Source organism: Ruegeria sp. CF8 (assembly GCF_056537285.1).
Window position 1 is genome coordinate 69987 of record NZ_JBQFRG010000007.1, and the last position, 17586, is coordinate 87572.

The window sequence follows — 17586 nt, forward strand, 5'->3', positions numbered from 1 at the left end:
CCCCTGCGCCCATACTGACGCAGGGGTTTTTCTTTACCCTCAAAGCTTTCCCCTTGTTCGCCCCACCTGCCAGTTGTTAGCAATCAAGCAAATCAACGCCCGAGGCCCCGATGGCGCAGCCCTTTCCCCCGATGCAAACCGTCTCGACCGGACTGGTCGTGGCCGTCGTCGGGTTCTTCAGTTCGTTCCCCATCGTCCTGCAAGGGCTCGCCGCCATGGGCGCATCCAAGGCCGAGGCCGCCTCGGGCCTGATGAGCGCCGCCATCGCCATGGGGCTAGCCGCGATCTTTCTCAGCTTAAGATACAAGCAGCCGATCAGCGTGGCCTGGTCCACCCCTGGCGCGGCGCTGCTGGCCGTTTCCGCCACCCCGTTCGAGGGCTTCTCGGGCGCAATCGGCGCTTTTCTTTGCGCCGGTGCGCTGACGGTCTTGGCCGGACTCTGGAAACCGCTCGGCCGTTTGGCTGCTGCAATCCCGACGACGCTGGCCCAAGCCATGTTGGGGGGCGTTCTACTACCGCTGTGTATCGTCCCCTTCAAGGCCGCGGTCGAACTGCCTTGGCAAGCCCTGCCTGTGATCCTGACATGGTTTATTGCCGGGCGCTTCAACAAGCTATTCGCCGTGCCCGCGGCCGTTGTGGCCGCGGCACTGGTCGTCGTGTTCAGCGCTGAAGGGGCATCTGTACGACCCGAGAGTTACTTGGCTGCTCCGGTCTGGACTATGCCCACATTCTCGCTGGCTTCGGCCATCGGCATTGGCTTGCCCCTATTTGTCGTGACAATGGCCACACAGAATATTCCAGGCATCGCGGTCATGCGCAGTTTTGGATACACGCCTGCCCCGGGCAAGCTGTTCTCATCGGTTGGCGGGGCCAGCTTGTTGTCCGCCCCATTCGGGGCACCCGCCACCTGCCTTGCTGCCATCACAGCCGCTATGTGTTCCAACGAAGACAGCCACCCGGATCGCACCTTACGTTATTGGTCAGCGATCATGGCTGGGGTGTTTTATTGCCTGTTTGGTATCTTCGCCGTAGCGATAACCGGATTTGCCGCCCATGCCGACCCGCTACTGATGGGAACACTGACTGGTGTCGCTTTGATCGGCGTGATGGCCAACGCCACCTTCGCCGCGCTGGAAGTTCCGGCAGAACGCGAAGCAGCCATTCTGACCCTTGCAATCACAGCCTCGGGCATCACAGCGTTTGGTCTGGGCGCGGCCGTCTGGGGGCTGCTGGCAGGCGGGGTCGCTTATCTGATCTCGCAACGCATCAGATAGATGGTTTGTGTGAAGCTACAGATCGCTTAAACTAAACCCATGTTTGGATCGTTGGCAAAACTGGTCGAACGCCAGATCAAGAAAGCTCAGGCTGAGGGCCAATTGCAGGGATTGGAGGGTGAAGGCCAACCACTGCCTGACCGTTCATTAGAAGCGATGACAGATCCGGCCATCGCCGCAGGTCACTGGATCATGGCGCAAGCCGGTGTTATGCCGGAAGAGTTCCACATCAAGAAGCAGCTCGAAACAGCACGGCAGACCTATGCCGACCTGACTGACCCGGCCAAGCGCAAAGCCGCGATGGCCAAAATTGCCGATTTGGAAATGCGCTACAATATGGCCCGCGACGCACGCCGGGCCTTTATGCGTTAGCCCTTGTTCAGGAAAGCGCGGCTCGAGACGGAAACAGAGTTTTTGGATGGGTCTTTGGTATTTGCAAACTGATACCCGTCAGCCTGATGAATCGGCCCGAATACCAAGCCGCGCTCAGCTGCCTGGGCGCAAAACCCTGCAACATCCGGTACGTCAAAAACCAGTTTCACAGCGGCTTGCCCCTCTCGGGCACCTTTGGCCGCCGGATGCAGAAGAAGATGTACGCCACCTGATTTTGGGACCAGTTCAACAATTCGATCACCCGGGGTCCGTTGAACAACATACCCAAAGTGGGTTTCGTAGAAGGTCTACCATTTGGTCCATTCGTTTGGTGTACAGCACCAACCGGCTGATCGCGGGAAAAGCGGTCATTTGAACTCGGGCTTGCGGCCCTGCATCTGCGCCATCACAACCTCCATCTGGTCGGGCTTGCCAATCAGTTCCACCTGCTCAGCTGATTCCGCCATCAGAACGTCAGTGCGCCCCTGCGTTTCGGCGACTTCGATCAAACGCTTCGCAGCGCGGATGGCCGAAGGGCTTTGACCGGCGATATCCTCGGCCAAGGCCAGAGCATCCGTCAGCGGATCGTCGGAAAGCTGCGTGACCAGACCCCGATCCGCCGCTTGCTGCGCTCCTATGGGACGCGCGGTGTAGGTCAGCAGCCGAAGCACATCTGAACGGACCAAGCGCGGCAACAAAACCATACCACCCATATCCGGAATGATACCCCATTTCATCTCCATCACGGCCAGTTTGGTTTCGGGATGCGCAATCCGAATGTCCGCACCCAGCGCGATTTGAAGGCCACCCCCATAAGCCACACCTTGCAAGGCGCAGATCACCGGCACCGGGACACGGCGCCAGATAAGGGCCAGTTCCTGCATCTCGTTGGCATCTTCGTGGCTGCGCGTCATCAGCCATTCGGTGGGATCCATATGCGCCATCTTCGCAAAGCTTGCCATGTCCAGCCCCGCGCAAAAGCTTTTTCCTTCACCGGACAAAACCACAGCGCGGGCGTCAGAGGCCGCAACCTCTTGTCCGGCGGACAACAGCGCCTTGATCATCGCGTCATCCAGCGCGTTCATCTTATCGCCCCGTGTCAGCGTGACATGGGCAACATGATCTTGGTAGGTGACGGATACACGTGACATAAGCGGCCTCTCGAAATTCCAGTGTTGCAAACATGCCCGGCCCGGCGGCCGAATACCACTACGACGTCAGGGCAGATCGCTGATAGGCATCCGCCCAAACCATGGGGAATCGAGGGTCATGACATAGAACTGATCGTCCACGATCTTGCCCCCGGTTGTGATGCCCAAGCGGCCCTGCGGGTCCTGTAACGTGCGCAGGATTGTGCCCTCGCCATCGAATTGCACCACCATGCCTCGATGAATTGGTGCCGGACGCACCGCCGGACCCAGCCGCCAGATCACCTTGCGCAGGAACGGGTAAGGCATCAGCGCTTCGGACGGTACACGCGGGCTGGCGAAGGCCAACCAATAAGTGCCGTCTTCCTGCGCTTCAATATTGTCGGGATATCCGGGCAGGTTATCCATCAGAATTTCTTGTTGTCCGGACTTGGGACCAGTCAGCCAAAGCTTGTGCACCCGTGCACGGCCCGTTTCTGCAATCAGCAGAAAGTCCTCATCAGGTGAAAGGGCGACACCATTGGTATAGACGAACCCCTCGGCGATCTTCTCGGTCGTACCATCCGGCGTTCGACGCGCGACATAGCCTGTGTCGGACTGTTCCCAGATGGTCAGGACCGAGGTAGGTTTGGTCCCCCCCATGGTTTCCGGGTCGAAGCGGTCTGTTGAATTTGAGAAATAGATCGTGCCATCCTGCGCCACGTCCAGTTGGTTAGCATAGATCACTGGGGCACCGTTGACGTCAGCAACCACAGTTTCCAACGTACCCGGCCCGGTCCATCGCATCACACCGCGAAAACTGTCCGCAATGTAAAGTGCGCCATCCGGCCCGGCCTTGAGACCGAGAGGTCGCACACCCAGGCGATCAACCTCGACAGGCTCAGCCCCGTCAACGCGGTAAAGTATGCCTGACAGGCTTGTCGTATACACCGTACCATCAGCCATTACAGCGATGTCTTCGGGGCCAACCTCTTCCCCGGGCAGGCGGACCAGCTGTGCGGCGTCCAGCGCTGTGTTTTCCGCGAAGTCCCCAGTAAATCCAGCGTCTTCCGGAAACTCAACGGCGACAGGAGCAACGGATACAGGCCAAAACAGAAGATAGGCAACACCCAAAAGAATGACGGCGATCAAAATGCGCATTTGCGATCCCTTGTTTCAATCCAATCCCGCGCGATCAAACGCGTTGTAAGCTTGCTCAATGAGCGGGCTTGAGGTTATCTGCCCAAATGACCGGACCTCGATACACACCGCTTGCCCAATCCCTGCCCGCCACCGTGCCCTTTGTCGGCCCTGAAACGCAAGAGCGGCAACGGGGGGCGCCGTTCGCGGCACGTCTTGGGGCAAATGAAAGCGTGTTTGGCCCTTCGCCAAAGGCTATCAAGGCCATGGCGCAGGCCGCATCTGAAATCTGGATGTATGGCGATCCCGAAAACCATGATCTGCGCAATGCACTGGCTGATCATCATGGCGTGATGCCAGAGAATATCGTTGTGGGCGAAGGGATTGACGGGCTTTTGGGGTATCTGGTGCGTCTGATCATAGGTCCCGGAGACACGGTGGTAACTTCGGACGGTGCCTACCCGACCTTCAACTATCACGTGGCCGGGTTCGGCGGCCTTCTGCACAAGGTTCCATATACCGGTGATCATGAGGACCCGGGTGCTCTGTTTGCCAAAGCAACTGAGGTGGGCGCCAAACTGGTTTATCTGGCCAACCCTGACAATCCGATGGGCAGTTGGCACTCGGGCGCAGATATTGTGACCGCATTGGATGCCATGCCAGAAGACTGCCTGTTGGTGCTGGATGAGGCCTACGTGGAATGCGCGCCCGATGGGACTGCTGCGCCTGTTGATATAGATGATCCCCGAGTGATCAGGATGCGAACTTTTTCAAAAGTTTACGGCTTGGCAGGCGCACGGGTTGGCTATGCTTTGGGTGCGCCGGATCTGATCGCAGCCTTCAACAAGGTGCGCAACCATTTCGGTATGAACCGCGCGGCGCAAGCCGGTGCCTTGGCGGCGCTGCAGGATCAAGCCTGGTTGTCGCACGTTCAGGCCCGGATCACCGATGCACGAGGTCGTATCGCTGCAATAGCGCGCGAGAACGGGTTGGACCCCCTGCCTTCGGCGACCAACTTTGTCGCAATTGACTGCGGTCAGGATGGAGACTTTGCGAAAGCGGTTTTGGACTCTTTGGTTGCACAGGGGATTTTTGTGCGGATGCCGTTTGCTGCACCTCAAAACAGGTGCATACGGGTCAGTTGTGGAGAGGCCGCGGATCTGGACGCGTTTGCCGCAGCCCTGCCAAAAGCGCTTGCCGACGCGCAGGAACGCGCCGGCTGAAATTAAATTGCTTGGCTCAGTTTATGTCGCAAGCGTCGTTGCGGCGGCCTCAAGCGCTCCTGCGCCTCGGGGGATGTCCAGCGCAGCCATTGCGGTTTCCATGCCCCCCAGCATCGCCATGATCATTTGCCCGTTCACATGCCCCATATGGCCGAGACGGAAACAGCCGTCATAGTCCTCCATCCCCAGACCGATACCCAGCGTCAAACCCAGTTGGTTTTCGGTGAAGGCGCGCAAAGGGGTACCCCGGCCATCACTCAGGCGCAACGACGTAACTGCACGGCTGCGGTGGGCACGGTCGGTGACGTTGAGATGCAAGGCCCCGCCTTGCGCCCAGGTTTCGCACGCGGCCCAGATCGCTTTGGCCAGATGTTCGTGCCTGGCCCAAACGTTTTCGATCCCCTCGGCATGAATCAGATCCAGCGCGGCGCGCAGACCGTAGAGATGATGCGTCGGCGCTGTGCCGTTGAAATACTGGTAAAACAGCTCTGGATTTGCGCGCGGCTGCCAATCCCAATACTGCGACACGCGCGGCATCGTGGCCCGCTTGGCCTGAGCTTTTTCGTTAAAGAAAACAAACCCCAACCCGGCTGGGGTCATCAGACCCTTTTGGCAGGCACTGACCGTTACGTCTACGCCCCAGTCATCCATCTCAAACCGGTCGCATCCCAAAGAGGCAATACAATCAGCCATCAGCAATGCCGGGTGACCGAGATCATCCAGAAGTCGGCGAAGCGTGGGGATGTCGTTGCGGATCGAGCTGGACGTGTCCACATGAACCGCCAGCACGGCTTTGATCTGGTGGTCTTTATCCGCGCGCAACGCATCGGCGATTTGGTCAAAGTCCCACGCTGAGGCGGTTCCAAAGTCGATCAGTTGAACCTTGGCCCCCACCCCTTCAGCCATTTCGGCCCATCCGTGAGTGAAACGACCGGATGCCGGAGCAAGCACAGTTTCACCCGGCGCGATCACATTGGACAGCGCTGCTTCCCAGGTGCCGTGGCCATTGGCAATGTAGATTGCCACATCATGTCGTGTCCGTGCGACGCGCTTTAGGTCAGCGATCAGCGCCGGCATCATCTCGACCAGTTCACCGTCATAAATGTTTGGCGACGGGCGGTGCATGGCTTGTAATACAGCGTCGGGCATAACCGACGGGCCGGGAATGGCCAAATACTCGCGCCCCTGCACGAGCGAAATTTGGTTTGTCATAAGATCAACCTGTCTGAATTGATGCACACCCTAGCAAGGGTTTTGGCGGCGTCAATCCATCAGCTTCGAGGCTTCGCTCGCAAGCGCTTCAATACCCGCCCAATCCCCGGCATTGACCAGATGCTTCGGCGCGACCCAGCTGCCGCCAGCGCAGACCACGTTGGACAAAGACAGGTAATCAAGGGCGTTAGAAGGGGACACGCCACCTGTTGGGCAGAAGCTGATCTGTGGCAGAGGCGCACCGATTGCTTTCAATGCCGGAGCACCACCCGAAGCTTCGGCCGGGAAGAATTTCAGCATGTCATAGCCTTTTCCCAACAACTCCATCGCTTCGCTTGCGGTGGCGGCGCCCGGCAAAAGCGGCAGGTCTTCTGCCTCGCACGCGGCAATCAATGCTTCCGTGGCCCCCGGAGACACACCGAACATGGCACCTGCTTCCTTGGCGGCGCGAACGTCTTCGGGTGTCACCAGTGTACCTGCACCGACCACGCCACCGGGCACCTCCGCCATGGCCCGGATTGCATCCAATGCGGCAGGTGTGCGCAATGTGACTTCAAGCGCGGGTAAGCCTCCGGCGACCAGCGCTTCGGCCAAAGGGCGTGCATTTGCTGCGTCTTCGACGACCAGCACAGGAACAATGGGCGCAAGTGCGCAGATTTCGCGGGTGCGTTGGGATTTCGTCATCTCTTATGCTCCGAAAATGCTGGCGCCTGTGTCGGCAGATCCGACATTCCGCCGGAACGCACCAAAAAGGTCACGCCCGACACCGTGCTGATTAGCTGATAGGTCGGCGGTGGCAACTGGGCGGTCCAGCACGCCTTCGGTCAGGATTTCCAACTGACCTTGCACCGCATCAACACGCAGGATGTCGCCATCCTGCAAACGCGCTATGGCGCCGCCGTCCAGCGCCTCGGGACAGACATGGATTGCTGCGGGAACTTTGCCCGACGCACCGGACATACGGCCATCTGTGACAAGCGCCACTTTTTGTCCACGACCCTGCAGGATCGATAGAATAGGGGTCAGCGAATGCAATTCAGGCATCCCATTCGCTTTGGGGCCTTGGAATCGCACGACAACGATGACGTCATCCGTGAACTCTCCGGCCTTGAAGGCCGCTTTGACGTCATCCTGATCATGGAACACACGTACAGGTGCTTCGACCACCTGATGTTCGGGGGCAACGGCTGAAACCTTCATAACCCCGGTGCCCAGGTTGCCCGTCAGGCGCGACAGACCGCCGGTAGGTTGGAACGGATCATTGGCCGGGCGCAGGATCTTTTCGTTCAGGCTGTGGTCGGTGCCGTCCTGCCACACAAGGTCTCCGTCCATCAGTTTGGGTTCCTTGGTGTAATTGTGCAGGCCCTGCCCTGCCACGGTCAGGGTGTCAGGGTGTAGTAGACCGTTCTCAAGCAGCGTGCCGATGGTATACCCAAGCCCACCGGCGGCATGATAGTGGTTCACATCCGCCAGACCGTTGGGATAGACCCGCGCAACCAGCGGCACCACAGCAGAGATGTCGGAAAAATCTTCCCAATCCAGAACGATACCACCTGCCCGCGCCATAGCGATCAGGTGGATCAGCAGGTTGGTCGATCCACCCGTTGCCATCAGACCCACGATGCCGTTTACAAAAGCTCGTTCGTCAAGGATCTGGCACACAGGTGTGTAATGGTTGCCCAACGCGCTGAGCGACAGGGCGCGGCGCGCGCCTTCCTCGGTCAAGGCATCACGCAAGGGCGTGTTAGGATTGACAAAACTGGAGCCCGGCAGATGCAGGCCCATGAACTCCATCAACATTTGGTTTGTGTTGGCGGTGCCATAAAAGGTGCAGGTGCCGGGGCCATGATAAGCAGCCATTTCCGCCTTCATGAGCGCATCGCGGCCCACCTCTCCGGCCGCGAATTGTTGGCGGACCTTGGCTTTTTCGTCGTTCGGTAACCCGCTGGTCATCGGACCTGCAGGCAGGAAAACGGCTGGCAGGTGGCCAAACGCCTGCGCGCCGATGACCAGCCCGGGTACGATCTTGTCGCAAACCCCAAGGAACACCGCGCCGTCATATGTGTTGTGGCTTAGGGCAACTCCGGTCGCCAATGCGATCACGTCGCGCGAGAACAGCGACAGTTCCATCCCCGCCTCACCTTGCGTGACGCCGTCGCACATCGCCGGAACCCCACCCGCGACCTGCGCGGTGCCCCCGGCGACGCGGATCGCCTGACGGATCAGTTCGGGATAACGCTCAAACGGCTGATGCGCTGACAGCATGTCGTTATAGGCGGTGACAATTCCCAGATTGCCTGCGGTGCCGGTGGCCATGGACTGCTGATCTTCACCCGCACCCGCATAGGCGTGGGCCTGACCACTGCAAGACAGATGCGCACGGGCGGGGCCTTTGGACTTTGCCTGCTCCATGCGTTCCAGATGCGGACCGCGCAGATCGGCGCTGCGGTCTACGATCCGTTTGGTGACGTCGGCAATGACTGAATGTACCATTGATTACCCTCCGATCTGACGCCAGCGGCGTCCATCGCGATGCATCAGCATCAGTGCTTCTTCGGGGCCGGAACTGCCCTGATCGTAACGGGACGGGCGGTCTCCGCGCTGTTCCCAGCCCTGAATGATGGGATCGACCCAGGCCCAGGCGGCCTCGGCTTCGTCGCCGCGCATGAATAGCGTCTGATCGCCTCGGATGACATCCATGATCAGCCGTTCATAGGCGTCCGGGGCTTGCGCTTCTGCCCCAAGCGCATCGGCAAAGCTCATATCCAGCGCCACATCCGACAGGCGGAACCCGCCCGGCCCCGGATCCTTGATCGTGGTGCGTAGGGTAATGCCTTCGTCGGGTTGCAGACGGATCACCAGCACGTTGCCATGCAGCGGACCGACATTGGGGAAAATCGTGTGAGGCGGATCGCGAAAGAACACCGCAATCTCGGATTCGCGCGCACGCAGACGTTTACCGGTACGCAGATAGAAAGGCACACCCGCCCAGCGCCAGTTGCCGATATGAACCTTGAGGGCAATGAAGCTTTCGGTTCGGCTGGCGGGGTTGCCAACATGATCGACATAGCCGCCCTCGCCCTTGTCCGCCCGATATTGGCCACGTGCGATATCCTTGGGTTCGACCGGCTCCAACGCTTCGATGACTTTGACCTTTTCATCGCGCACGGCGTTTGGTGCGTATTTCGAAGGCGGCTCCATCGCTGTAAGGCACAGCAATTGCACCAGATGGTTCTGGATCATGTCCCGCATTGCACCGGATTGATCGTAATAGGCCCCGCGCCCTTCGACGCCCACGGTTTCGGCCACGGTGATCTGAACGTGATCCACATGGGTGGAATTCCAAAGCGGCTCGAACAGCGAGTTCGCAAAGCGCAGCGCCATCAGGTTCTGCACGGTTTCCTTGCCCAGGTAATGGTCGATCCGATAAATCTGATGCTCTTCAAAACAGGCGCGCAAACCTTCGTTGAGTGCCTTGGCCGAGGCCAGATCATGACCAAACGGCTTTTCAACAACGATGCGACTGTCGGGTGTCGCCAAGCCGGTGTCATGCAACCGCTGGGCAATGCCAGCAAACAGGCTTGGCCCTACGGAAAGATAAAAGGCCCGCACAACATCATCGCGCACCAGTTTTTTTAGATCAGACCACCCGGCCTCACCCAAAGCATCCACGGGTACATATTCGACATGTGCCAAGAATCGGTCCAGCGTCTCGGACGAAAAGTCTGGTGCAAATTGCTGCATCGACTTGCGGACCTGATCACGGAAACCATTGCTATCAATTTCTGATCGCGCCGTGCCGATGATCCGCGCACCGTCGGGCATTTGACCAATCGCGAAACGATGGCACAGGCCCGGCAGGATCTTGCGTTGTGCCAGATCACCGGTGGCCCCAAATAGCACCAGATCAAATGGTTCTACCGGAATGACGCGTGAAACCATCACAGGCTCCTTTTGAGTGTGCCGATATCAACCTAGCATGACGCGGAACCGCGCAATACAGGAATTGTTATCGCTAACATTGCCTGCGTATTAGAAAGACCCCATGAAAAAATCAAGCGGAGTTTACGAAAAACCGGGCAAATTGCTCGTTATCCTTGATTGCGCAGCCATTCCATCACGGCTGATCGTACGCTTTGTTCGCCACGATGGCGGGCATCGGCAATGATTTTGCGCACTTCCGTCAAATCGCAGCGCAACAGCAGGCTTTTGACCGGCCCGATCGAGGCCGGGCGCATCGACAATGTCCGTATCCCCATAGCCGCCAGACACAGTGCCTCGACCGGGCGGCCCGCATCCTCGCCGCAGAAACTAAGCGGGGTATCCGATATATCACAGCGTTCGACGATCCGCTCCATCAAGCTCAGAAAACTGACGTTCAGTGTGTCGTAGCGCCGGCGCACCAGCTCGTTTTCGCGGTCGGCGGCAAAGAAAAACTGTTTGAGGTCGTTACCGCCGATCGAGATAAAGTCCACCTCGTCAAAGAACTTTTGTGGGGCAAAGGCCAGCGATGGTGTCTCCAGCATCGCACCAACCTCAAGCATTTCAGGCAGAACGTGACCCAAACGTTTCTCGCGCTCGATGGTCTTGTTCACTTCCCAGCGGGCTTCACGGAATTCATCGGCTTGGGCCACAAATGGGAACATGATTGTCAGCGGCCGACCATTGGCTGCCCTCAGAAGCGCTTGCAATTGCATCCGCATGACGCCGCGTTTGTCCAGCCCAACCCGAATGGCGCGCCAACCCAGCGCCGGGTTTGGTTCTGCCACATGTTTCATATAGGGCAAAACCTTGTCTGACCCGATATCAAGGGTGCGGAACACAACTCGTTTGTCCCCCGCCGCATCCAGAACACGTTGATATTGCGTGACAAGTTCCGACCGTTTCGGCATCTGATTTCGGATCAGAAATTGCAGTTCGGTGCGGAATAGCCCCACACCTTCGGCGCCTGAGGTCCCCAACGACGGCAAATCAGCCATCAGGCCCGCGTTCATAACCAGATTGATGCGCGACCCGTCCCGCGTGACGCAGGGCGTTTCACGGATCGACGCATAGCGCTCCTGCGCCTTGGCCTGCATTGCGATTTTGTCGCGAAATGCGCTGACCACGGTATCTTCGGGGCGCAAGTGCACGACGCCCTGATCGCCATCGACCAGTACATGATCGCCGTTCAACGCTTCGGTCGTGATCCGTCCCACATGCACCACAAGCGGGATTGCCAATGCACGTGCGACGATAGTGGCATGGCTGCCTACCGAGCCCTCTTCGAGTATGATCCCTTTCAGCGCCCGCCCATATTCCAGCAGATCTCCGGGACCGATGTTGCGCGCGACCAGTATTGGATCAGGTGGCAAATCGGCACTGTCGGTTTTGCCCTGACCGGTCAGAATGCGCAGCAAGCGGTTGCTGAGATCATCCAGATCCGCAAGGCGCTCGCGCAGATAGGGGTCTGTGACCTGCCCCATCCGCGCGCGGGCCTGAGATTGTTCCTTCTCAACTGCGGCTTCAGCGCTGAGGCCAAGGGCAATGTCTTCTTCCATCCGCCGCATCCAGCCTTTGGAATTGGCAAACATCCGGTACGCTTCCAGCACCTTGAGCTGTTCCGTGTCGCCGTCCTGCGAGATTTCCAGCATCTTATCGACACCGACGCGCAGTTCGTCGACCGCTTCGACCAGTCGCTCACGCTCTCGGTGCGGGTCTTCGGCGATCGGGTTGGTAACGACCACGCGGGGTTCGTGCAGCCAGACATGGCCTTCGGCAGACCCTTCCTGCGCTTGACCACCGGTTAGCTGAACAGATTGCTGGTGCAAGGGCGACAACGCAGCGCCTTCACCAACAAAAGCGCCAAGTTCGGCCATCTCGGCCAGAACCATCGCGACCACTTCCAGCGCATAAACCTCATCCGCAGAAAATTCGCGCGCCTCACGCGACTGGACAACCAAAACGCCCAGCTTTTCCCCAAGGCGCTGAACCGGAACACCCAGAAAGGACGAATACCGTTCCTCACCGGTTTCCGGCATGTAGCGGAACCCTTTTTCGGCCGGCGCGTCCGCGGTATTTACGACCTTGCCGAACTTGGCGACGCGCCCCACAAGACCTTCGCCCATACGCATCCGTGTCTTATGGACCGATTCAGGAGAGAGACCTTCGGTCGCGCACAGCTCCAGCGTCTCTTCATCGCGGAACAGGTAGATCGAGCACACCTCGGCCCGGATGCTGTCGGCAATCAGGTGGGTAATCCGGTCAAGTCGCTCCTGACCGGCGGCTTCGCTCGCCATTTCTTCGCGCAACCGCCGCAGCAGCTTGCGAGATTCTGTTTCGGTGCCGTCCGCCATGGCCCACCCAGTTTAGTGTGTCAGGCGAGACCCTTGGCTGAAAAGCTCAGGCCGCCTTGTCCAGTTCAAAGGCATCATGCAGTGCCTGAACAGCAAGTTCCATGTATTTCCTGTCGACCAGAACGGAAATTTTGATCTCGGAGGTTGTAATGACCTTGATGTTGATCCCCTCATCCGAGAGCACCTTGAACATTTTAGCCGCAACACCCGACTGCGAGCGCATACCGATTCCCACAACCGAGACCTTGCAGACGTCATTGTCGGCAACCAGCTCAGCATAGTTCAACTCGCCGGCCTCTTTGATCGCCGTCAGCGCTTTTTCAGCGCGGGCCACCTGATCGGTCGGGCAGGAGAATGTCATATCCGTGCGACCCTCGTCCGAGATGTTCTGAACGATCATGTCCACATTCACACCCTCATCGCTGAGTGCGGTGAAGATGATCGAGGCGATACCAGGGCGGTCGGCCACCGATACGACGGTCATCTTGGCTTCGTCACGGGAATAGGCCACACCGGCCACAACATTGGATTCCATGATATCCTCCTCGTCGCAGACCAAAGTACCGGCCTCGTCGGATTGTTCTTCGAAACTTGAGAGAACGCGCAGTTTCACTTTATAGCGCATCGCCAGCTCGACCGAGCGGGTTTGCAGCACTTTCGCACCCAGCGATGCCAGTTCCAGCATTTCTTCGAACGAAATACGGTCTAGTTTGCGTGCCTTTTCGCAAATGCGTGGGTCAGTGGTATAGACGCCATCCACATCTGTGTAGATGTCACACCGCTCGGCACCGAACGCTGCGGCAAAGGCCACAGCCGTGGTGTCCGATCCGCCGCGACCCAGCGTTGTGATCCGGCCCTCAGGGCTAAGGCCCTGAAAACCTGCAACAACAGCCACTTTCATGCCTTCACCGAATTTCTGGTTCAGATTCTCGGTCGGAATCTCCTCAATCCGGGCCTGGCTGTGAGCGCTGGTGGTCAGCAGCGGCACCTGCCAGCCCTGCCAACTGCGGGCGGGAATATCCATTTCCTGCAAGGTCAGGGCCATCAGACCAGCGGTCACGTTTTCACCCGAGGACACAACAGCATCGTATTCACGCGCATCAAACAGCGGCGACGTCTCATTCACCCAGCCCACCAGCTCGTTGGTTTTGCCGGACATGGCCGAGACGATGACGATTACGTCATAACCTTTGGCAACTTCAACTCCAATGCGCTTGGCAGCACGGCGGATGCGGTCCAGATTGGCGACAGACGTACCGCCGAATTTCATTACGAGTAAGGGCATGGGGGCAAAAGTCTCCGCGCCGTGGATTAGAGGTTCCGTGCCTCATATGCGAGGGGCATCCCAAGAGCAAGGGCGCAAAAGGCGTCTGCCTGCGGCGCAGGGCCGCTTTACATTGCAAGAGCTCGGTGTCAGCCTGCGGACAACAACCAATTCAAGAGGTTCTTTATGTTTCGCCTAGCCCTTGCCGTTGCTCTAATGTCATCGCCAGCCCTGGCCCAAGTCGCAAGTGTCGCTGGGACTGATGGCCAAAACGCATTGGGAACTGTGCCCTGCGCCGCCAATGCAGGTGATCCGCTGCAAAGCTGCAATGCAGAGCTGCGCCGCCATGATGACGGCACAACAACGCTTGCCGTTGCGCTGGGCGGCGGACAAGTACGCAACATCTATTTCAAGGATGGCGTGCCGGAATCCAGCAGCTCGACCTCGAAGATGTCGTATGAAACGCGTGGCGATTTGATGGTGGTCTATATTGATCCCGGCGAGGTCTACGAGATCCCCAAGGCCGCACTGGCTGCTCAATAAGCGTGCGGCTGCCCGTCATAGGTTTCAAAACACCCTGTGGTGGCCAGCGACAACGCATCAAAACGGTCCATCAGGCCGGACACGGCCTGGTCGACATGAATGTCAGCCGCGACACCCCCCATATCGGTTTGAACCCAGCCAGGGTGATAGATACCAACGGCAATTCCGTCTTGCTTGAGGTCGGTCGCCAGGTTGCGACCCAAGTTCAACACCGCCGCTTTGGACGCGCGGTAGATATAGCTGCCACCCGGCGCGCGGGTATGCGACGCCATTTGCGACGACAGGATCGCCACCTTACCGCCTGACGCGCGAAGATTGGGCAATAAGGCCTGAATGGTCAGGAACACGCCGGTAACGTTGGTCGCAAAGCTCTGCGCCCATATCTCGGCCGGGTAGTCGTTGATCGTGTGGCCCTTGTCCAGGTACACACCTGCATTGCAGATCAGAAGATCGACGGGCTGATCCTTCAACCGTTCAGCCATTGCCGCTTGCTGCGCCGGATCCGTTACGTCCAGACACAATTGCGCGCTGTCATCGCGCGACGTTCCGGTAACAGCTTCGCCCCTGTCGCTGTAGCGCTGGGACAGAGCGCGTCCGATCCCGCGATTGGCGCCGGTGATCACGACATGCATATGTCAGTTCGTCTTTCTACTGGGGACAAAGGGCAGCGGAGCGACCGGCACGCCATCTTCGATCAGCGATTTTGCCTCATCTGGCTTGGCCTCTCCATAAATGGCGCGGTCCGGGGCCTCGCCCAGATGGATCTTGCGCGCCTCACTGGCAAAATCCTTGCCGACATAATCCGAGTTTTCTTCGACATGCCGCCGCATCTCGGCCAAGACCTTCTCAATTTCCGGCGACGGGGTGGCAACATCGATTTTCTCTTCTGCAGCAGGCGCTGGTTGAAGTTTCGGTTGCGCGTCTCGTGCCGGACGCACGCGCGGCGTCATGATCGCCTTTTCAACCTGCTCACAACCGCAGACCGCGCAGGTTACCATCCCGGCCGCGGCCAGTTTGTCGTAGGCTTCGGCGGATTGGAACCAACTGTCGAACGTGTGGCCTTCACTGCATTTCAACGCGTATTGAATCATGTTCAGTCCAAAAAATCGATTGGCGAATAGATACCGACCAGAATGACAATATCAAGCCTCTCTGGCCTGATCTTAATGTGCGTATGGCTTAAAGTCTCGTAACAGATTGGACAGCCCGGGTGAATGTACCTTAAGAGCCGCCTTTTTGAGCGGATACCACTTGCGTTTGCGTATTCCCTGTTCCGGGAATTCCTGTGAAATGGATCGCACGTGAACCGGGAACACATCCACCAGAATCAACACGGGTGGACGATTCAGTTGATGCTTGTGATGAAGAAACTGACCCTGACGAACCCCGCTGCTTTGACCAGAAACACCCGCCTCTTCCCACGCCTCCTGCAACGCCGTTTCAACTGGGGATAAACCCGGTATGAGCCAGCCTTTGGGAATAATCCAACGTTGCGCTTTGCGTGTCGTGATCAGCAACACCTCGGGCCGGTTGCCTTTGATCCGGTAACACAATGCCGCAGCCTGCTGCAAAACGGGCTGTTCCGCAGCGTTCAGATCTTCAGGACGCAGCAGCCTTTGTTTCATTGCCTGGCGGTCCCTTCGGCCAAAATCCCGCCCTTCGCACACAGGATCAAAGCGAACCCATTTGGTACAAGGCATACAACAAAATACCATATAATGTGTTTATCGCCAAGTCAGACGCAGGTTTGATGCGCAAATTTACATTCGGGCCGCGAGTTGCCGCACCAGTTTGTCATGGGGAATATCGGCGTCGATTGCCAGCCGTCGCAATCCAAAATGTACGCGTGCGATCTGCTGATAGTACCGCGTGTAGACATAGTTCGTCCCACCGCCGGCTAAGGCTCCAAGTACGGGTACAGACTGGGCCGCCAGTTTTTGCCCCAGCACAATCGAAAAACGCGGTGCAACCGCTGCTATCAGGCGCTGCATAGCGGGCCCTGTAAGGGTCAAGCGAACCGAGAAAAAGCCAAGATCTGCGCCATCATCATGAGAAAGCGGCCCCGAAGCGGACAGAACCCGCACACAGTCGAATTTCACATTCTCTGCTGTAGGGTCAAATCCTTCGCGCGCCGCAGCCCCTTGAATGGCGCGCAGCAGCATAGCTGTTGTTGCAGGCAATTCCATCAAAGCTGTTGAAACCCCACCCAGCCCGCCAGCCGCACCCATGGCTGTCGTGACAGCGGTATTCACCCAGGGTTTCTGATCGGGAACGGCGCGCCGTGAACCTTGCGCGGCGTGCATCGCAAGCCACAAAGCCTGCTCGGTTGCTCCGGTCAAGCCATGCCGCACCGGCTCCGGCAACTGTTCAAGCAAGGATTCGGCTGATCCACCCAGCTTGTTCAAAAGTTTGACGCCAGCACCAGCGGCAGATCGGTAGTAATCCGCCAGACGATCCAGTTCGGCCTCGGCATCCACGTTTTCGATAAGAACCACGTTCTGCATCTACGACCTCCTGCCTACCAACATCGGCGTTGCGCAGCGTGGATTCAATAGGTCAGCGGCTCCAACGGGTCACTGCACCCTCTACCCCGGACCAGACGCCGGGTTTCAATTCCAATCCCAAAACCCTGTCAGGATTGGTGGGCGGCGGCATCTCGACCCCACTCAAACGCGCGAATCCGAACCGTTTGTAATACGGTTCATCACCCACCAGCATGACCCGCTGCCAACCGCGCGTGCGCCCTGCCTCAACACCTGCGTGGATCAGATACCCGCCCAGCCCCTCGCCCTGATGAGTAGGGTGTACGGCAACTGGCCCCAGCAGTAAGGCATCGTGATCGCCTACATGAACGGGCCAGAACCGGATCGCACCGGCCAAAATGCCCTGACCATCCCGCGCGACCAGAGACAGCCCTTCAACCGGAGGCACGTCATCGCGCAATCGATAAGACGACAAAGCCTCGCGACCCGGCGCAAAGCACAGGTCATAGAGAGCTTCGACCTCCCACCAATCGTCCGGCTCTTCCGGCCTGATCCCGAATTGCTGCACCCTGCCCTCTTTTCCTTGCTGGAAATCGCCCTAGCACTTCGCTAC

17 protein-coding genes are annotated in these 17586 nt (G+C 58.4%); 4 read left to right on the forward strand and 13 right to left on the reverse strand.

The features are described 5' to 3' along the window. The first annotated feature begins 110 nt into the window (after nucleotides 1-110). Together ACR0EV_RS16255 and ACR0EV_RS16260 are read left to right on the forward strand one after the other, a co-directional pair. Entirely contained in the window at nucleotides 111-1274 is a 1164-nt protein-coding gene (locus ACR0EV_RS16255; protein ID WP_480801032.1) for a benzoate/H(+) symporter BenE family transporter, read from the forward strand. Between the two features lie 39 nt (nucleotides 1275-1313). Next, a complete protein-coding gene (locus tag ACR0EV_RS16260; protein WP_480801033.1) occupies nucleotides 1314-1646 on the forward strand; it encodes a DnaJ family domain-containing protein in 333 nt (110 codons plus the stop codon). Between the two features lie 368 nt (nucleotides 1647-2014). Here ACR0EV_RS16260 and ACR0EV_RS16265 read toward each other — a convergent pair whose 3' ends face one another. Beyond that, entirely contained in the window at nucleotides 2015-2797 is a 783-nt protein-coding gene (locus ACR0EV_RS16265; RefSeq protein WP_480801034.1) for a crotonase/enoyl-CoA hydratase family protein, read from the reverse strand. Nucleotides 2798-2863: 66 nt separating this feature from the next. Then, nucleotides 2864-3934 (reverse strand): SMP-30/gluconolactonase/LRE family protein, encoded by a 1071-nt coding sequence (locus ACR0EV_RS16270; protein WP_480801035.1) that lies wholly within the window; start codon nucleotides 3932-3934, stop codon nucleotides 2864-2866. Between the two features lie 86 nt (nucleotides 3935-4020). On the opposite strand from ACR0EV_RS16270, the gene ACR0EV_RS16275 reads away from it, so the two are divergent. After that, a complete protein-coding gene (locus ACR0EV_RS16275; RefSeq protein WP_480801036.1) occupies nucleotides 4021-5136 on the forward strand; it encodes a pyridoxal phosphate-dependent aminotransferase in 1116 nt (371 codons plus the stop codon). Between the two features lie 21 nt (nucleotides 5137-5157). Here ACR0EV_RS16275 and ACR0EV_RS16280 read toward each other — a convergent pair whose 3' ends face one another. The 6 genes from ACR0EV_RS16280 to ACR0EV_RS16305 all read right to left on the reverse strand — a co-directional run bounded on the left by ACR0EV_RS16280 (nucleotide 5158) and on the right by ACR0EV_RS16305 (nucleotide 13968). Next, a complete protein-coding gene (locus ACR0EV_RS16280) occupies nucleotides 5158-6348 on the reverse strand; it encodes a pyridoxal-phosphate-dependent aminotransferase family protein (RefSeq protein WP_480801037.1) in 1191 nt (396 codons plus the stop codon). Between the two features lie 51 nt (nucleotides 6349-6399). After that, nucleotides 6400-7032 carry a bifunctional 4-hydroxy-2-oxoglutarate aldolase/2-dehydro-3-deoxy-phosphogluconate aldolase gene (gene eda / locus ACR0EV_RS16285; RefSeq protein ID WP_480801038.1) on the reverse strand — a complete coding sequence of 211 codons (633 nt, stop codon included), beginning with the start codon at nucleotides 7030-7032 and terminating at the stop codon, nucleotides 6400-6402. Between the two features lie 3 nt (nucleotides 7033-7035). Beyond that, entirely contained in the window at nucleotides 7036-8841 is a 1806-nt protein-coding gene (gene edd / locus ACR0EV_RS16290; protein WP_480801039.1) for a phosphogluconate dehydratase, read from the reverse strand. Nucleotides 8842-8844: 3 nt separating this feature from the next. Beyond that, nucleotides 8845-10290 carry a glucose-6-phosphate dehydrogenase gene (gene zwf, locus ACR0EV_RS16295; protein WP_480801040.1) on the reverse strand — a complete coding sequence of 482 codons (1446 nt, stop codon included), beginning with the start codon at nucleotides 10288-10290 and terminating at the stop codon, nucleotides 8845-8847. A 149-nt stretch (nucleotides 10291-10439) separates the two neighbouring features. Then, on the reverse strand, nucleotides 10440-12683 hold the full coding sequence (ptsP, locus tag ACR0EV_RS16300) for a phosphoenolpyruvate--protein phosphotransferase (protein ID WP_480801041.1): 2244 nt from the start codon (nucleotides 12681-12683) through the stop codon (nucleotides 10440-10442). Between the two features lie 46 nt (nucleotides 12684-12729). Beyond that, nucleotides 12730-13968: an aspartate kinase gene (locus tag ACR0EV_RS16305; protein WP_480801042.1), complete on the reverse strand. Its 1239-nt coding sequence runs from the start codon at nucleotides 13966-13968 to the stop codon at nucleotides 12730-12732. Nucleotides 13969-14133: 165 nt separating this feature from the next. Between ACR0EV_RS16305 and ACR0EV_RS16310 the strand changes: the two genes are divergently transcribed. Continuing rightward, a complete protein-coding gene (locus tag ACR0EV_RS16310) occupies nucleotides 14134-14490 on the forward strand; it encodes a hypothetical protein (protein WP_480801043.1) in 357 nt (118 codons plus the stop codon). Here ACR0EV_RS16310 and ACR0EV_RS16315 read toward each other — a convergent pair. The 5 genes from ACR0EV_RS16315 to ACR0EV_RS16335 all read right to left on the reverse strand — a co-directional run bounded on the left by ACR0EV_RS16315 (nucleotide 14484) and on the right by ACR0EV_RS16335 (nucleotide 17541). After that, nucleotides 14484-15122, reverse strand: a complete 639-nt coding sequence (locus ACR0EV_RS16315; protein ID WP_480801044.1) for an SDR family NAD(P)-dependent oxidoreductase — start codon at nucleotides 15120-15122, stop codon at nucleotides 14484-14486. The two genes, ACR0EV_RS16310 and ACR0EV_RS16315, sit on opposite strands and share 7 nt — an antisense overlap. Before the next feature lie 3 nt (nucleotides 15123-15125). Then, nucleotides 15126-15581, reverse strand: a complete 456-nt coding sequence (locus tag ACR0EV_RS16320; protein WP_480801045.1) for a DUF1178 family protein — start codon at nucleotides 15579-15581, stop codon at nucleotides 15126-15128. Between the two features lie 72 nt (nucleotides 15582-15653). Next, nucleotides 15654-16115: an NUDIX hydrolase gene (locus ACR0EV_RS16325; RefSeq protein WP_480801046.1), complete on the reverse strand. Its 462-nt coding sequence runs from the start codon at nucleotides 16113-16115 to the stop codon at nucleotides 15654-15656. Nucleotides 16116-16250: 135 nt separating this feature from the next. Then, nucleotides 16251-16994, reverse strand: coding sequence for an EcsC family protein (locus ACR0EV_RS16330; protein WP_480801047.1), 744 nt, complete (start codon nucleotides 16992-16994; stop codon nucleotides 16251-16253). A gap of 52 nt (nucleotides 16995-17046) precedes the next feature. Beyond that, nucleotides 17047-17541 (reverse strand): GNAT family N-acetyltransferase, encoded by a 495-nt coding sequence (locus tag ACR0EV_RS16335; RefSeq protein WP_480801048.1) that lies wholly within the window; start codon nucleotides 17539-17541, stop codon nucleotides 17047-17049. Nucleotides 17542-17586 lie beyond the last annotated feature (45 nt).

Bases quoted from the DNA above. Each gene is read 5' to 3' on its own strand.
- ACR0EV_RS16265 (WP_480801034.1), bottom strand. From the start codon at position 2,797: ATGTCACGTGTATCCGTCACCTACCAAGATCATGTTGCCCATGTCACG.
- ACR0EV_RS16275 (WP_480801036.1), top strand. From the start codon at position 4,021: ATGACCGGACCTCGATACACACCGCTTGCCCAATCCCTGCCCGCCACC.
- ACR0EV_RS16330 (WP_480801047.1), bottom strand. From the start codon at position 16,994: ATGCAGAACGTGGTTCTTATCGAAAACGTGGATGCCGAGGCCGAACTG.
- ACR0EV_RS16270 (WP_480801035.1), bottom strand. From the start codon at position 3,934: ATGCGCATTTTGATCGCCGTCATTCTTTTGGGTGTTGCCTATCTTCTG.
- ACR0EV_RS16280 (WP_480801037.1), bottom strand. From the start codon at position 6,348: ATGACAAACCAAATTTCGCTCGTGCAGGGGCGCGAGTATTTGGCCATT.
- eda (WP_480801038.1), bottom strand. From the start codon at position 7,032: ATGACGAAATCCCAACGCACCCGCGAAATCTGCGCACTTGCGCCCATT.
- ACR0EV_RS16315 (WP_480801044.1), bottom strand. From the start codon at position 15,122: ATGCATGTCGTGATCACCGGCGCCAATCGCGGGATCGGACGCGCTCTG.
- ACR0EV_RS16320 (WP_480801045.1), bottom strand. From the start codon at position 15,581: ATGATTCAATACGCGTTGAAATGCAGTGAAGGCCACACGTTCGACAGT.
- ACR0EV_RS16260 (WP_480801033.1), top strand. From the start codon at position 1,314: ATGTTTGGATCGTTGGCAAAACTGGTCGAACGCCAGATCAAGAAAGCT.
- ptsP (WP_480801041.1), bottom strand. From the start codon at position 12,683: ATGGCGGACGGCACCGAAACAGAATCTCGCAAGCTGCTGCGGCGGTTG.
- edd (WP_480801039.1), bottom strand. From the start codon at position 8,841: ATGGTACATTCAGTCATTGCCGACGTCACCAAACGGATCGTAGACCGC.
- ACR0EV_RS16305 (WP_480801042.1), bottom strand. From the start codon at position 13,968: ATGCCCTTACTCGTAATGAAATTCGGCGGTACGTCTGTCGCCAATCTG.
- zwf (WP_480801040.1), bottom strand. From the start codon at position 10,290: ATGGTTTCACGCGTCATTCCGGTAGAACCATTTGATCTGGTGCTATTT.
- ACR0EV_RS16255 (WP_480801032.1), top strand. From the start codon at position 111: ATGGCGCAGCCCTTTCCCCCGATGCAAACCGTCTCGACCGGACTGGTC.
- ACR0EV_RS16310 (WP_480801043.1), top strand. From the start codon at position 14,134: ATGTTTCGCCTAGCCCTTGCCGTTGCTCTAATGTCATCGCCAGCCCTG.
- ACR0EV_RS16325 (WP_480801046.1), bottom strand. From the start codon at position 16,115: ATGAAACAAAGGCTGCTGCGTCCTGAAGATCTGAACGCTGCGGAACAG.